The sequence below is a fragment of the Myxosarcina sp. GI1 genome (assembly GCF_000756305.1).
In the GTDB taxonomy this organism is placed as follows: domain Bacteria; phylum Cyanobacteriota; class Cyanobacteriia; order Cyanobacteriales; family Xenococcaceae; genus Myxosarcina.
This window is the reverse complement of the sequence record NZ_JRFE01000026.1, coordinates 185392-200928: the sequence shown is the minus strand read 5'-3', so window position 1 is coordinate 200928 and position 15537 is coordinate 185392. Positions and strand designations below refer to the sequence as shown.

General features: G+C 41.2%; 16 protein-coding genes, 1 tRNA gene and 1 other annotated feature. Of the genes, 4 read left to right on the top strand and 13 right to left on the bottom strand.

Annotation, left to right across the window (positions count from 1 at the left end; translation table 11 throughout):
- Window positions 1–7: 7 nt before the first annotated feature.
- A complete protein-coding gene (locus tag KV40_RS21190) occupies window positions 8–1726 on the bottom strand; it encodes an ATP-binding protein (RefSeq protein WP_036485760.1) in 1719 nt (572 codons plus the stop codon).
- Window positions 1727–2251: 525 nt separating this feature from the next.
- Here KV40_RS21190 and KV40_RS21185 point away from each other — a divergent pair.
- Entirely contained in the window at window positions 2252–3913 is a 1662-nt protein-coding gene (locus KV40_RS21185; RefSeq protein WP_052055807.1) for an iron ABC transporter permease, read from the top strand.
- A gap of 307 nt (window positions 3914–4220) precedes the next feature.
- On the top strand, window positions 4221–4367 hold the full coding sequence (locus KV40_RS35105) for a hypothetical protein (RefSeq protein ID WP_156114109.1): 147 nt from the start codon (window positions 4221–4223) through the stop codon (window positions 4365–4367).
- Here KV40_RS35105 and KV40_RS21180 read toward each other — a convergent pair.
- Complete coding sequence (locus KV40_RS21180; RefSeq protein WP_052055806.1) at window positions 4354–5256, bottom strand: peptidase C39 bacteriocin processing; 903 nt, start codon at window positions 5254–5256, stop codon at window positions 4354–4356. The two genes, KV40_RS35105 and KV40_RS21180, sit on opposite strands and share 14 nt — an antisense overlap.
- A gap of 203 nt (window positions 5257–5459) precedes the next feature.
- Here KV40_RS21180 and KV40_RS21175 point away from each other — a divergent pair, with 203 nt between their 5' ends.
- The gene (locus KV40_RS21175; RefSeq protein ID WP_052055805.1) at window positions 5460–8720 is read left to right on the top strand and encodes a UvrD-helicase domain-containing protein; all 3261 of its coding nucleotides are present in this window, start codon (window positions 5460–5462) and stop codon (window positions 8718–8720) included.
- A gap of 130 nt (window positions 8721–8850) precedes the next feature.
- On the opposite strand, the gene rplL is transcribed toward KV40_RS21175, so the two are convergent.
- The 11 genes from rplL to KV40_RS21120 all read right to left on the bottom strand — a co-directional run bounded on the left by rplL (window position 8851) and on the right by KV40_RS21120 (window position 15067).
- Window positions 8851–9252: a 50S ribosomal protein L7/L12 gene (gene rplL, locus KV40_RS21170; protein WP_036485758.1), complete on the bottom strand. Its 402-nt coding sequence runs from the start codon at window positions 9250–9252 to the stop codon at window positions 8851–8853.
- A 63-nt stretch (window positions 9253–9315) separates the two neighbouring features.
- Window positions 9316–9885: a 50S ribosomal protein L10 gene (rplJ, locus tag KV40_RS21165; protein WP_036486027.1), complete on the bottom strand. Its 570-nt coding sequence runs from the start codon at window positions 9883–9885 to the stop codon at window positions 9316–9318.
- A 29-nt stretch (window positions 9886–9914) separates the two neighbouring features.
- Window positions 9915–10081 (bottom strand) — a sequence feature (ribosomal protein L10 leader region).
- Window positions 10082–10150: 69 nt separating this feature from the next.
- Window positions 10151–10873, bottom strand: coding sequence for a 50S ribosomal protein L1 (gene rplA / locus KV40_RS21160; RefSeq protein WP_036485756.1), 723 nt, complete (start codon window positions 10871–10873; stop codon window positions 10151–10153).
- Window positions 10874–10944: 71 nt separating this feature from the next.
- Window positions 10945–11370 (bottom strand): 50S ribosomal protein L11, encoded by a 426-nt coding sequence (gene rplK, locus KV40_RS21155; RefSeq protein ID WP_036485755.1) that lies wholly within the window; start codon window positions 11368–11370, stop codon window positions 10945–10947.
- A gap of 6 nt (window positions 11371–11376) precedes the next feature.
- On the bottom strand, window positions 11377–11991 hold the full coding sequence (nusG, locus tag KV40_RS21150) for a transcription termination/antitermination protein NusG (RefSeq protein ID WP_036485753.1): 615 nt from the start codon (window positions 11989–11991) through the stop codon (window positions 11377–11379).
- On the bottom strand, window positions 11991–12227 hold the full coding sequence (gene secE / locus KV40_RS21145; protein WP_036485751.1) for a preprotein translocase subunit SecE: 237 nt from the start codon (window positions 12225–12227) through the stop codon (window positions 11991–11993). The genes nusG and secE overlap by 1 nt, the downstream gene beginning before the upstream one ends.
- Before the next feature lie 246 nt (window positions 12228–12473).
- Window positions 12474–12546 (bottom strand) — tRNA-Trp (locus tag KV40_RS21140).
- Between the two features lie 72 nt (window positions 12547–12618).
- Window positions 12619–13050, bottom strand: coding sequence for a 50S ribosomal protein L19 (rplS, locus tag KV40_RS21135; RefSeq protein WP_036485749.1), 432 nt, complete (start codon window positions 13048–13050; stop codon window positions 12619–12621).
- A 90-nt stretch (window positions 13051–13140) separates the two neighbouring features.
- The gene (locus tag KV40_RS21130) at window positions 13141–13407 is read right to left on the bottom strand and encodes a YciI family protein (protein ID WP_036485746.1); all 267 of its coding nucleotides are present in this window, start codon (window positions 13405–13407) and stop codon (window positions 13141–13143) included.
- A 53-nt stretch (window positions 13408–13460) separates the two neighbouring features.
- Entirely contained in the window at window positions 13461–14630 is a 1170-nt protein-coding gene (purT, locus tag KV40_RS21125) for a formate-dependent phosphoribosylglycinamide formyltransferase (RefSeq protein ID WP_036485744.1), read from the bottom strand.
- Window positions 14631–14692: 62 nt separating this feature from the next.
- Window positions 14693–15067: a cytochrome c gene (locus KV40_RS21120; RefSeq protein WP_036485742.1), complete on the bottom strand. Its 375-nt coding sequence runs from the start codon at window positions 15065–15067 to the stop codon at window positions 14693–14695.
- Window positions 15068–15300: 233 nt separating this feature from the next.
- Between KV40_RS21120 and petG the strand changes: the two genes are divergently transcribed.
- Entirely contained in the window at window positions 15301–15417 is a 117-nt protein-coding gene (gene petG / locus KV40_RS21115; RefSeq protein ID WP_036485740.1) for a cytochrome b6-f complex subunit V, read from the top strand.
- The last annotated feature ends 120 nt before the right edge of the window (window positions 15418–15537 follow it).

Below are 15537 nucleotides of genomic sequence, written 5' to 3'. Positions count from 1 at the left end.
GTAGCCGTTAAAATCCTAAATCAGCTTTGGCAATTTCGGCTGCTGCATAGACTTCATCATTGGGTATCTCTTCCCAGTCTGGTTCGCCAATTTCACTGTAGAACTGACTGTCGTAAGCGCGGGTACGTACTACTACGGGCATGGGTACGGCATGACCGAGGACTAAAGCTTGCTGTTTGGAATCTAGTTTTGCTAATACCGATCGCAGTCCGTTAGCACCAGAAACTCCTGTAAAGATCGCATCGATATCTTTTTCGTCGTTGAGCAAGCAAGTAATGCGCGTACCGACTTGGGACATAACTTCGTTGTCAATTCCCGAAGGACGCTGATCGACTACTAACAGAGTCACAAAATATTTCCGCATTTCTCTGGCGATGGTGCCGAAGATAGTTTGATGGACGATCGCCGAATCTAAAAAGCGGTGTGCTTCTTCAATGGTGATAACTAACTGACGGGGTTTGTCTAAAGGATTTTTAGTTTGCAAAAAGCGATCGGCTTTTTTTACGTAGCTGGCATGAATGCGGCGAGTAATCATATTAGTTGCCAACATATAAGAGAGTAAATTCGATTGCGAACCAAATTCAATAATGACGTTTTTACCTGCATCTAAATCTTGAATTAGCCGCTCTATATAGTTATGAGGGCAAGCCGAGCGAATATATTTGAGACTATCAAACCGCATTAGCTTGCGCTGCAAAGACATCAAAGAACCAGGATGCCCCTGTTTGGATTCGCAGAAGACCTTAATATCTTCATTGGTCATGTTGAGCAACTGCACGATCCAGTGTTTACCGTATTCATTGTGCAGAATTACTGCATTGTCTAACGCTGCCTCGGACAGACCCAATTCTCTAGCGACTAATTTTAGATCTTCGATTTCAATCTGGTCGTAGCTGAGATATAGTTCCTGTGCGTCGCGTACTCCTCGGCGTTTGGTAGATTCGGGATCGAGGGTATACATTTCTACCTGACCTGGAAATAGCTGGCGCAATCCTTTGACGGTACTCACCTGTTTGCCTTCTTTCATCGCTTCCCAACCGTATTCGGAGTGCATATCAAACATTAGGTTGACAGCAGCATTTTTGCGAATAATGCCCGAAATTAATAGGCGAGTTAAGAAGGATTTACCAGTACCAGACTTACCAAAAATTCCGTTACTGCGTTCGACAAAACGATCTAGATCGATACAGACAGGAACGTCCATATCTAATGGTCTTCCGATGGAAAAGTTACGGCGATATGGGTCGTCTTCCCAGCCAAAAACGCTACGAAAATCGCTTTCTGAGGCTTCATAAACTTGGCTGAAGTGGGCGGGAATAGTTTTAACGGGAAGTAATTCTAGTTCGGTGCTGGTCTGTGCTTCAAAGGAAGCAAGATTGGTGTTTTTGGGTGCATCTATCGGTAAACTCGCTCGATCGCTTGCTGTTGCAGTTGGAGTAAACATCAGCATTGGTGCGAGTTCGACCGTACCATAGGTGCCGCTTCCTGCTAGGACATCGCGCATAAATGTATCTTCGATTGGTGGGGGATTGGCGATGATGCGATCGCTTGCCGCCCCTAAAGCTACATCAGTTAACAAACAAAAAAAACGCGATCGCGTCCCCTGCACTACCAAAAATTTACCGACGCGCATATCTTCTACGGAAATATCTGGATGCAATCTGACTTCTAAACCTTTGGTTAGAGAACCTTGAATGACCGAACCTAGCGGTATCTCCGAATTCATACCTTATTTTTTCCTCGTTGGCGATGTCTGAATTGTAAATAATTTGTAACCGATCTGTACAAAGATACTAACAATTTTCAATTCGGCAATATCCCTAAATTAAGCGAATATTTGCAAAATATCAAACTAAATTAGCTGTTTGGATCTATATCACAGGTAAACTTAGCAAGCTGCTTTACACTCTCTTTATAGAAACCCATGAGGTAAAGGTAAGTAGCGTAAATAGCTATATCCATAGATTGTCTTGTTTATTAGTAAGTCTAATCATAAATCACTAACAATCATGAGAGTACGATTGGCACACGCAGTATTTATAACTATTGGAATCGTTAATTTTAGTTTGATGCCCCCTCAAACTCTTAACAGCACATCAATAAGACTTCAGACAAATGTTACCAATAATTATTGCTACTGGTTTGCCTGGGTAAGTATTTTATGTTGGGATTTTTAGCGGTCGGTGAAACCATAATTTCCGATAGAATAGACTATTGAATTTGCTTAACATAGCTCTATTCCGAAAATTCCTTGAAAAATCCAATAGCACAACCCAAATTTACCGCTAGCCTGTTGTTTGACGGTTGGACAATTGCCGTAATAGTAATTGCGCTAATCATTGCTACGCCGATAATTTTTGTCTTTAGCAGTATTTTTACCAGATCTCAGACTATTTGGCAGCATTTAGCCAGTACGGTTTTGTGGAATTATGTCACTAACTCTTTCTGGCTAATGCTTTTAGTTGGTCTGGGAGTATTAATTATTGGTGTGGGTACGGCATGGCTAGTAACAATGTGTCGTTTCTGGGGAAGTCGCTGGTTGGAGTGGGGACTATTATTGCCTCTGGCAGCACCAGCATATCTGCTAGCTTATGCCTACACTAATATGCTGGATTATTTTGGTCCCGTACAGACCCAGTTGCGGTCTATTTTTGGTTGGTCGAGCGTTAAAGACTATTGGTTCCCCGATATTCGTTCCCTTTGGGGAGCGGCTATAATGCTGCTGTTGGTACTTTATCCCTATGTTTATTTACTTACAAGGGTAGCATTTTTAGAACAGTCAGTCTGTACTTTAGAAGCAACTCGATCGCTTGGTTGCAATCCCTGGCGCGGCTTTATCAAAGTGGCTTTACCTCTAGCCAGACCTGCAATTGTGGCGGGTTTGGCTTTGGCTTTGATGGAAACTCTCAACGATTTGGGTACGGTAGAGTATTTTGGCGTAACTACGTTTACTACGGGAATCTATCGTACCTGGTTGGGTATGGGAGAACGAGCCGCAGCCGCTCAGTTGGCGGCTTTGTTAATGTTATTTATTTTGGTGCTAATCGTTATCGAACGTCAATCGCGATCGCAGGCAAAATACTATAGTTTTAATTCTCAACAACAATTACCCAAATACGAGCTAAATTTCTGGCGTGGGGCGATCGCGGCTTTAGCTTGTTTTCTGCCTATAGCTTTGGGATTTCTGATTCCCGCACTGTATTTACTACAGCTAACCTTAAATAATCTGTCTACCGCTTTCGATGATGATTTTTGGCAGCTAGCCAAACATAGCCTCATTTTGGCAGTTGTTACTGCCGCGATCGCGGTAATTGTTTCTCTGGTTATGGCTTACGGACAGAGATTACAACCTACTTGGATGATGCGATCGGCAATTAGAATTGCGGCGATGGGTTATGCTATCCCTGGTGCGGTAATTGCTGTAGGTGTGTTAATTCCCGTAGCTCACTTAGACAATGTTCTCGATCTCTGGATGCGGGCAAATTTTGGTATTACGACGGGTTTATTGTTGTCAGGAACCGCCGTTGCCTTGATTTTTGCTTACTTAGTTCGCTTTTTAGCGGTAGCTTTTGGTTCGGTAGAATCAAGCCTAAATAAAATTTCACCAAATTTAGACGATGCTTCGCGTAGTTTGGGCTACGGCGCGACTAAAACTTTACAGAAAATTCATGCACCTTTAATGACGGGTGGTTTGTTAACTTCAGTGATGTTAGTTTTTGTTGACGTAATGAAAGAACTCCCCGCTACTTTAGTCATTCGTCCGTTTAATTTTGATACTTTGGCAATTAGAGTCTATCAATATGCTTCGGATGAACGATTGGCAGAAGCAGCAGCACCAGCTTTGGCAATTGTAGTAGTAGGAATCATTCCCGTAATCTTTTTGAGCTGGAGAATTGCTCGTTCGCGCCAATAAAGTTTTCGACTTAAATTTCTTCAATACTGGCTCTTACCTCGGCGATCGCTTTCATTAACAAAAGCTTCTATTTTTTGTCGATGTATCATCGTAATTAACAAGAATTAATACATATCTTTTTACATAAACATACAAAAATTTAAAAAATCATTTTTAGTTTTGCGCTTTTTAAAAAATACGTTTGGATAAAACTTAAGAATAAATTGATAAATTTTAGGTAATATGACAGTAGAAAACCTGTAATAATACGGAAACAAATAGACGTGATTTTCTTTCACTATATAGATACGAGTTTGAAAGAACGATTATGTCTAATAATGCTTTAAAAACACTAAACAGACTATTTACGGCATCTATGTTGGTGGTTTCACTGATTGCCTGTCAAGAAATGCCCGAAGCCAAAAATCCTAATTCTCAACCTCAAAATAAAATCGATATTATTAATACTCCCTAGCGATCCGTGGGCTACGCGCAGCGTAATCGCTATTTGCTAAAATAGCTTCGCCAAACCAATACTCTTGCATATCTTTAAAAGTTTTAATCTGTAAGCCATACAAAGGATTGCCGATAGCTAATAGTTGTCTCTGGCGATCGACAGCTAAAAATGCGACGGCATGAGAAAATCTTACGCCTTTTTTATTTTTATTTTTTTCTTTGACATGAAGTAGAGCGAATTTATTAAGTTTGACTAAATCTTGTAAGCTCAAGTTGTGTCGATACTGAGGATTTAAGCCCAACTTTTGCATAGCTTTAATTTCTAATAATGTAGTAGTACCAAAGCGATTGGTTTTGGTTAGTTTGACTACATCTTTTTCGGTTATTTCAGGGTGCTTTTGGGTGTAGCGAGCTATGGTTGCAATACTAGAAGGAGTGCAAGTGTAAGGTGTAGTTTGCATAACTATATTGTTAACAATTATCGAACTGTTAACAAAAACTGCTACGGGACGTAGAAAAAATATTAAAATACTTAAAGCTAGAGAAATTGTGCCGATCGCCACGATTAATTGGTGTATTTTACGACGCGACCGCGCTCCTGCTAATTCCAAACAAACTAACAATCCCAAACAAAAACAGCCCATTCCCACGATAGTTTCATTAAAATAACCCGCTAGATAAATTAAAAATATTGGGGGGAAAATTTTGGGCAACCACGAAATAAGATTGAACTTATCGATCGCAATTAAAATAGTCAACAACAAAGCGATCGCTGCCAATCCCCAAACCAAAGGTTTTTGATGATTTTTTAGCGCATTATCAGAATTTATGCCAGTAGCAGCTAAAAATTTACCAAAAACCGCACCGCTAATAAAAGCCAGACTGCAAACTATACCCAAACTAAGCATTAAGGATAACTAAGAATTAACTCAAACTAAACTGCCAACCAAGAAGCAGAACAATTTATCGAGTCAGTTACAAATGAGTGTCACTATTTTAGTTTGTTGCTGGTTAGATTGGTGTGACTTACCGACAAATATCAAATCGAGTAACTTAGGTAAAAAGTTATATTGGTTTATCGAGCTAACTTTTAATTGCATCAAGGTATCAAATGCGCGATCGCTCCAGTCTGACCAACGGTCAGTCGCAGGGCTTGAAGCCATCTTCAAGCCACCGACTGACTTCCGAACAACAAGCTGCTGCCTACGCACCTAATAGCGTTGTCGTTACTGCTGGTGCGGGGACGGGCAAAACTTACATGTTGGCAGAAAGATATGTGTATTATTTAAGAGAAAAACAGTTATCGCCTTTAGAAATAGTTGCCGTTACCTTTACTGAAAAAGCAGCTACAGAATTGCGATCGCGTATTCGCGCCTTAGTGAGGCAACAGCTACCAGAACGCCTGGATATACTGGCAGAACTAGAAGCAGCACCAATTAGTACGATTCACACTCTTTGCAGCCGTATTTGTCAGGAACATTTTCAAACTATTGGCATATCAGCAGATTTTAAAGTTCTTGAAGATTTAGAAGGAACCATTTGGTTAGATGAATGCCTGACGGCAGCTTTAGTACAATTGCCACAACAGTTTTATCGACTAATTCCTTACTCTTTGATGTCAGAGATTATGAGTAATTTATTAGCCGATCCCTATACGGCAACTAAAGCTTTAGCAAGGGGTATTGGAGACTGGAAAAGTATAATTATTAAAGCTCGCCAGGTAACATTAGCAAGTTTGACACAAAATCCTGTCTGGCAAGAAAGTTATAGGATTTTGCAACAGCATCAGGGTAAGGAAGGAGATAAATTAGAAACAACTCGTCAAAATGTTATTGAGGCGATCGCAGATCTTGAAGCAGAGAAAAACATTGTAGATGCGCTGTCGGTTATTGACAATATAGATCTGAGAAAAGGTAGTAAAAAAAATTGGCAAAGTGAAAGTTTTACAGTAGTAAAAAACGCTCTTACAGCCTTGCGGGATTTAATTAGAGAAATTAACCAACAAGGGTTAGTTAGTTTGACAATAACTGAGACAGACGAACGGTTAAAAACTATTTTTCCCGCTCTTAATGAAGCATATTTAGAAGTTACCAATTATTTGAATACTCGCAAGCAACAGGCAAGAGTTTTAACCTTCAACGATTTAGAAATTTACGCCTTACAGGGATTACAACAGCTTCGGGTAAGAGAATACTATCAGCAAAGATGGCAGGTATTTTTAGTCGATGAATTTCAAGATACTAATCCCGCTCAAGCCGAACTATTAACTTTACTTACCGAACGAACCGAACTAACCATCGTTGGTGATATCAAACAGTCTATTTACGGTTTTAGACGAGCCGATATACGAGTCTTCAAGCAGTTTCGCGATCGCCTGCTAGAAAACCAAGGCAGTGAAGTTATACTCAGCCAAAGCTTTCGTATCCATCAACAGTTGTGCGATCGCCTCAATCGAATTTTTACCCCCCTGTTAGCAGAATATCAATCGTTAAACTCCAAGCGTCAACCGCCAGCACTAGAAACAGCCGACTATCTCAGAGTCATGGCTGTAGATGCCGATAGTCCAAAAATTAGTAAAGCACAACGCCAGCGAATAGAAGCTAATTATTTAGCAGAAACTATCGCGCAAATGTTAGCCGAAGAGACTCCAGTATACGACAAGCAAACTAAAAAATCACGTCCTCTCGAACCCAAAGATATTGCCATTCTTACTCGTACCTGGCAGCCTCTAGAAGTATATGCCGACGCTTTAGCTGCCGCAGGCATTCCCGTCGCTCCTGCTGGAGGTGGAAACTTACTAGCTACTAGAGAAGCCAAAGATGCTGGTGCGCTGTTGCGATTTCTTGCCAATCCTAGAGACGATATTGCTCTGGTAGCGGTGTTACGGAGTCCTTTCTTTGCTCTTAGCGATCGCATTTTATTTCAGATAGAGACAGCAACATCTAATTCCAAACAAAAGCCAATTACTTGGTGGGAAAAAATCAAAACTTCCCAGACAAGCGATGTCGAGCGTGCAGTTAAAACTCTGCAACAGCTATTAGCAGTACGTTATGAAGAAGTTCCCTCGCGCCTGTTACAACTAGCAGATCGTCTGACTGGCTATACGGCGATAATTGCCAACTTACCTGGTGCCGAACGCCGACAAGCAGACTGGCAAGACTTTTATCAGTTAGTCAAAGAATTAGAGCAGGGAACTAACGATATTTTTAGTGTAGTGCGCCGTCTAAAAAGTTTGTTCGATAACGAAGTGGCGATGCCTCGCTCGGCTGTGGCTACAGATAACGCCGTTTCGCTAATGACTATTTTTGCCGCTAAAGGTTTGGAGTGGTCTTTAGTAGTAGTTGCCGATCTCAGTAGAGAATATTATCCTATTTCCCCTGCTGTATATTTCGACTCTCAATGGGGTGTAGGAGCAAAAATTAAAGACGAGACGGGAGAAATTCAAAAACCTGTTGTTTACTCCTGGTTAGAATACTGTCAGCAGCAGCGAGAACGAGAAGAAGCACTGCGAGTTTTGTATGTAGCTCTAACTAGAGCCAGAGATTACCTCATTTTAAGTGCAGCTGAACCAGATAAAGGCGATTTAAAAAGATTGAGTGCTGGTTTAGCGGCTGCTAATCTTAGCATTGAAACTATTCCATATAATGCTGAACGTGCTTTACCGCCAATTCCCCTAACACCTCCTATTGCCAAAGACTCACCAACCCTACTACTAAATTCTACTGGTGCTAATTTGTCTGCGCTGCCCGTTACGTCTTTAACCGAATACGCGCGCTGTCCCCAACGTTTTTATCAAAGATTTATCAACGGACATCCTGGTATGGGTGAAGGTATGGCTAGCCGAATGCAGGTTGGATCTTTGGTACATAAAGCCTTGGAACACAATATAATTCGAGAAGAAAAGCTACAGACTTTTGCCGAACCAGCTAGCGATCGCGCCTCGGTAACAGAAGCTCTAGCAATTGCCAAACAGTTTTTTCAGCTACCAATGTACGCCTATTTTCGCCAGACAGCAGTAGCTAAAGAGCGACATATTAGCTGGCAAATTGGCTCGATTACCTTTGAAGGCGTTGTCGATCTTGTCGGACACGACTGGGTATTAGACTATAAAAGCGATCGCGAGATTAATCCTCTAGAGCATCGCTTTCAACTTGGGGTATATGCCAGAGCGCTAGAGCGACCGCAGGCGCACATTGCCTATTTGCGACACCAACATTTACATACTTTTACTATAGACGCACTAGATGCGGTCGCTCAACAAACTGAAGCAATTGTCGAACAGATAAATTCGGCTAACTACACTGCTACTCCCTCGCTCGAACAGTGCGCTATTTGTCCCTATCTGAGTTTGTGCAACTATGCTGCCTTTTAAACCGCATTTAATTTGTAACCAAGATCGAGATATCTGTTCGAGAAAATAGGGAATGGGGAATAGAAAATAATAAAAAAAGCAGACTATTTAAAGTCTGCTAATAATCGCATAAATCGATTGAAGTAATTAGTTACTTAACGCTAGCTTTGGCACCAGCTTCTTCTAACTGTTTTTGTGTGCTTTCAGCATCATCTTTGGGAACGCCTTCTTTAATGGCTTTGGGTGTAGACTCTACCATTTCTTTGGCTTCTTTTAGACCCAAACCGGTGATGGAGCGTACCACTTTGAGAATGGCAATTTTCTTATCTTTGGGTACGTCTTCGAGAACTACATCAAATTCAGTTTTCTCTTCTTCTGGTTCGGCTTCGGCACCGCCAGGCACGCCAGGCATCATGCCAGGCATCATCATGGGAGCGGCAGAAGCAGCAGCACTAACGCCAAAGGCATCTTCAATTTGTTTGACTAACTCAGATGCTTCGAGTAGAGTCAAAGATTTTAGCTTTTCGAGAATTTCATCAGTTGCAGCAGACATAAGTATTACTCCTGGTTATATTTGATTTAAGATAGTGTACGAAAAGGTTTAATTGGGCAGCAGCTATGATTCGCTGCCTTCTTCTTTTGCCGCGATCGCCGCAACGACACGTCCCACAGAATTTGGCACTTCGTTGATACCACGACCTACGGATGTTGGTACTTCGTTGATGCCTATTGCCAGTTTACTAGCAACAGCATTAATCGCACCTGCGACTTGAGCGATCAGTTCCTCTTTAGATGGCAGGTCGGCGATCGCCTTAACCTGATCTTCGTTGAGTGCCTGACCCTGCATTACGCCGCCGCGAAACTCGGTTTTCTTGGTGTCTTTTCTAAAGCCCTGGTAGGCTCTAACTACGCCACCAATATCGTCTTTGACCAGCAAAAAAGCAGAAGTTCCTGTTAAAAACTGGGACATGGGCTGCCAGTTTTCATCTTCTTCTACTGCTAGCTGCATCAGAGTGTTTTTGGTTACCTTACATATTCCATCTGCTTGTCGCAAGCGCGAGCGCAGTTCGGTAATCTCGGCAACCGATAACCCCTGATAGTCAATAACTAAAGCTAACTGAGCTTCACTTAAAGCGTCTTTTAGCTCGGTCACAATTGCTGCTTTATTTTCACGGGTTCTTCCCACTTGGTTTTCACCTCCTTTAGCTAGAATTAACGACCATAACAAAACCCCTGACTGAATTGCCAAGGGTCATATCTACAGTTTTACTGTTGCTGCTCTAATAACAGAGCAAGCTTAAGCTAACTTGATAGACATTTACCTCGGCAGGATATTAAGCTGTTAGTGCGCCTGCTGTCTTTGGTATCGGTCGTCTTATAATTTAAATTTTTTCTTTGTAGTCGGTTGCTCTCGCCTCAATAATTTACAAATCGAGCTTTTTTGTCGTCAATCAGGCTGCTTCTTCTATAAAACTATAGTCTCGCAGCGCATTGATGTCTAGCTGAATCGAAGGTCCCATCGAAGCAGAAACATAAACGCTCCGCCAGTAGCGACCTTTTGCCCCCGAAGGACGATTGCGATCGATAGTTTCTTGCAGAGCTTTTAGATTGACTAGCAAATCTTTGGCGGGAAAAGATGCCTTTCCAAACATAACATGAACGATGCCCGAACGATCGGCTCTAAATTCCTGTTTACCACTTTTAAACTCTGAAACTGCACTAGTCAAATCGGTAGCAACCGTACCGCCTTTGGGTGATGGCATCAAACCTTTGGGTCCTAAAATCCGTCCCAATCTAGCGACTTTGGGCATCATGTCGGGAGTAGCAATCAAAATATCGAAATCCATCATACCTTTTTGAATTTCTTCGATTAACTCTTCCGAACCAAAAATTTCCGCTCCTGCTTCTTCGGCTTCTTTGACTTGTTCGCCGCGAGCTACTACTGCCACACGTACGGTTTGCCCCGTACCTTTGGGCAGGCTGACGGTAGTTCTAAGCTGTTGATCGGTATATTTAGGATCGATACCCAATCTAATATGTACTTCAGCCGTTTCGTCAAATTTAGCCGTTGCTGTTTCTTTAAGCAAGTTTAAAGCTTCTATAGGCTGATAGGCTCTGTCGGCTTCTACTTTTGCCGTTGCTTCTCGCATGCGGCGAGATAGTTTTTTTACCATGATGTTTTTCTCCCTGGGTAAATAACGAGTTTTCTCACTCTCCCCAATAAACAATAAATAATATAGACTATTTAATCGGCGATCGCTACTCCCATATTTTTCGCCGTACCCGCGACAATTTTCATTGCCGCTTCAATGTCGTTAGCATTTAAGTCGGGTAGTTTGGTTTCGGCAATCTCTTTAAGCTGGTCTTTAGTTATGGTAGCCATTTTTTGTTTGTTAGGTTCGCTGGCACCTTTTTCAATTCCTGCCGCTTTTTTAATTAATACCGATGCGGGCGGAGTCTTGAGGATAAAAGTAAAACTACGGTCTTCAAATACCGAAATTTCTACAGGAATTACCAAACCCGCTTTTTCGGCAGTTTTAGCATTATATTCCTTACAAAACGCCATAATATTTACCCCATGTTGACCTAACGCAGGTCCTACTGGCGGTGCGGGGTTGGCTTTACCAGCTGGTAAAGCTAGTTTAATTAACGCTACTACTTTTTTGGGCATGTTCGTTTAATTTTGTTTTTCGATTTGATTGAACTCCAATTCTACAGGAGTGTCTCGTCCAAAAATCGAGAGCAAGGCTTTAAGTTTACTTCTCTCTGGACTTACTTCGATTACTTCCCCTTCAAAATCTTTAAATGGTCCTGAAAGTACGGCAATTTTATCGCCAATTGCCATATCTACCTTAACCACTTCTTCTCTTTCTTCGGCTTGTTTGAAGATTCGCTCTACTTCAGCACGCGATAGGGGTAAAGGTTTAACATGACCTCTACCTCTGCCATAACGGCGTTTTTGTTCTGCACCTACGAAGTTAATGACATTAGGAGTATTTTTTACCACCTGCCATGCTTCATCATCCAAGATCATGCGAATCAAAACGTATCCAGGGAAGACTTTTTCTTCGCTACTATAGCGACTGCCATCTTTGCGAATTTTAACTGTAGGGGTTTGAGGTATCTGAACCTGAATTATCCTGTCGGCTACTTCTAAAGTGTCGATACGCTGTTCCAAGTCGGTTTTAACTTTCTTTTCACAGCCAGAGGCTACCTGAACCGCATACCATCTGGCAGCTTTTGTATTTACTTGCTGTTCGTTGTCTTCCGGTCTGTCTGTAGCCATGCTCATTAGAATATTTTTCCCGCTCCCCAAGCAAATAAACTATTGATTAAATAGATCAATGTAGATACTAAAATCACCATCAAAATTACAGCAGCAGATTCACCAATTAGCTGTTGGCGAGAGGGCCAAACTACTTTACTAAGCTCTTGCCTGGTTTCAACTGCAAATTGAGCGAGGTTACTACCACCGCCTGCTTCTTTCGATTCGTTTTTAGTTGGAGGTGCCGTGTTTTTTTTTGCCAAGGTTGTTACCTCAAAATTTAAAGTATAAGGATTGGCTTAGAAAAGCAAATATATGTTTTCTATTAACTATTAACTAGAATCTTAAATTAAAGATAGATATTATATTTAAAAATTCAAGATACTATCGATCTTAGTTTATATTTATTTGAGTTTTCAATGCAGATTTAAGCCAACCAAACATCCGATAGGTTGCAAGATGGTAGGTTGCTCGCGCTACTCGCGTTCTTGGTATAGTGATAGTTAGAACGCGCCCTGAAGGACTTGAACCCTCGACATCCGGTTTTGGAGACCGACGTTCTACCAACTGAACTAAGGACGCATTTGTTTATGTTCTACCGACCACAAAGTCAGCTAGACCTAATTATACTGTACCAAAGTATTTTTTCGTAAATTAGCTAGTTTTTTCTTTGTTTTTGCGAGATTTTTTGCTTTTGGTTTTAGTTTTGGCTGTAGTATCTTTCTCTATTGGACGGTCGAAACGCTGTTTGATTCGAGTAGCCTTACCGACGCGATCGCGTAAATAATAAAGTTTTGCACGACGCACTTTACCGCGACGCTCTACTTTAATATGGGCTACTATTGGCGAGTGGACTAGAAATACTCTTTCTACCCCTACACCCTGAAAAATACGGCGTACGGTAATCGTTTCGTTGATACCGCCATTGCGCATGGCAATTATGGTACCCCGATAAGGTTGCACCCGCTGTTTGTTACCTTCGGTAATTCTCACGCCTACTTCTACACTATCGCCAACGTGAAGTACAGGCAGTTTTGGTTTTAGATGTTCCGCTTCAATTGAGCGAATTATCGCTTCGGCATTCATGGCTATCTTAAAAACTCACGATTTATCATGATAACTTTTTTTACAGTCTTTGCAAAGAAAAAATAGCAATTCAGTTTTTACCTACTAAGCCTACTCAATCACAATGCACCATTCGTGCAGTTCGTAATCGACACAGGCATTTTTAATTAAAGGATCGCGCTCTACTATAGCTTTAGCTTCTGACATACAAGCTGCCTCAAAAATCAGCATTCCGCCACCAAACTCTTTCCAGTAACCAGTTTTAGCTTTGTGACCTTTAGCAATTAGTTGTCGAACGTAATCTTTATGAGCGGGAACGTGTAGATCGAAAGTATGTTTATCAACGATCCCCTTTTCAATCTTGACGAATATGGGCATTTTTTAAATAACACGGTGAAAAAATTTTGTCGAACCCAATCGTCTTACTACTATTAATTAACAACTACTTTACTAGCTGCGGAGGTCGCTTTTTGTCTAGCTGCTTCAATTGTTTTAGCTTTTGCTAGGGCTACTCCCATACGACGGTTGGGACGAGAATCAGGCTTGCCAAATAGTCTAATTTCTGTATCGGGAATGGTCAATGCTTCGGCAACGTTAGCATAAACTACTCTATCTAAATGCTCTGTTGCCAAAATTACCGCACTGGCAGCAGGAGAAAATACTTCTATTTGGGGAATGGGCAAACCGAGAATAGCCCGCAGGTGCAGTTCAAATTCATTTAAATTTTGCGAGATTAATGTCACCATTCCCGTGTCGTGAGGACGTGGAGAAAGTTCCGAAAAAATAACTTCATCTTTGGTTACAAAAAACTCTACTCCAAAGATGCCCGCACCTCCCAAAGCATCGGTAACTTTTACCGCAATTTGTTCTGCCTGCTGTAGTTGTCCTAAAGACAAACTGGCTGGCTGCCAAGATTCTTGATAGTCGCCTCGCTCTTGTCGGTGTCCGATAGGAGGGCAAAAGGTAGTCGGTTGATGCCACTGTTTGATAGTTAATAAAGTAATTTCAACTTCAAAGTCGATAAATTCTTCAATAATTATTTTGGGCGTATCGCCTCTGGCACCTGCGATCGCATAATTCCAGGCAGTTTCTAATTCCTCAACACTATTGACAATTGACTGTCCTTTTCCCGAAGAAGACATTACGGGCTTAATTACATTGGGAAAGCCAATTTTATTACTTACCGCTTGTAATTCTTCTAGGTTTGTGGCATAAGCGTATTTAGCGGTACGAATCCCCAATTTTTTTGCTGCCAATTCTCTAATACGATCGCGATTCATCGTATAGTTGGTTGCTGCTGCCGTAGGAATAACGCTTATACCCCGTTGCTCGAACTCAATTAATTTCTCAGTTCTAATTGCTTCTATTTCGGGAACGATAAAATCGGGCTGATACTTGCTAACGATTCTATCTAAATCGTTGCCGTCCAGCATGGAAATTACTTCTGCTACATCGGCTACCTGCATTGCTGGAGCGTTGGCATAGCTATCTACAGCTATCGTATAGTTTCCCAAACGTTGGGCAGCAATAACAAATTCTTTACCAAGCTCGCCAGAACCCAGCAACATAATTTTTTGCGGTAGTTGAAGATTTTTATTCATAAATTTGCATTCGACATACTTTGCCACAGCTTATACCAATCTGTATGCCAAAAGAGCGTCATTTATAGATGTTGTAGAAACTCAAGTAAATCTGACATTTCTTGAGTCGTCGGTTGAAACTTAGGCATCGGAGGCGTGCGCCCGCTAATTACCTGTTCAATAGTGCCAATTTTAGATCTACGCTTGGAAACATTTATCAAACAAGGTCCCACACTATTATTGGCTCTGATGTCGTGACATCCCGCACAGTTGATTTGAAATATTTTGTAACCTCGTTCGACATTTCCTTTTAAAGCCAAGACTTCTTGGATGTAAGGATCGGAAATTTTATGCCAATAGACTCCTAAAATACTTATACCGGCAATTAGCACTGCGATCGCCAGAACAACAATCGAGCGGTTGAGCCAACTAGGAGCTTGGACTAACTGGTTATCCACAGAGCGGTAATGTTAAAAGAGGTTTGCTTATATTTACTTTATTTTACAAAATAGCTTAAGTTTTACAGATTTAGTTAATAAAATTGTAATAGTCGCGCTCTTTATACCCAACTAGGTTATAACCGCACACTTCAGATAAGTCTACTAAGTATGGCGATCGCACTCATTGCTTAAAATAAGACTGCCAACATAAGATATATTAAAATAAACAATTTATTGAGGAGAGCCAAACAGTGATAGAACCTTTACTATTAGGTATTGTTCTAGGTTTAATTTTTATTACTCTAGCAGGGTTATTTTTTGCTGCATATATGCAGTTTAAGCGCGGTAATAAGCTAGGTATAGACTAAGAAAAAACCAATCTTGCTTCGCTCAAAGTCAAAAATATTAAGTCAAAAGTCAAAAGTTTTGTGCTTGAACTTTTTGACCTGAGCTTTGGATTTTATACAAAATTTTGTTTACATAAAGTA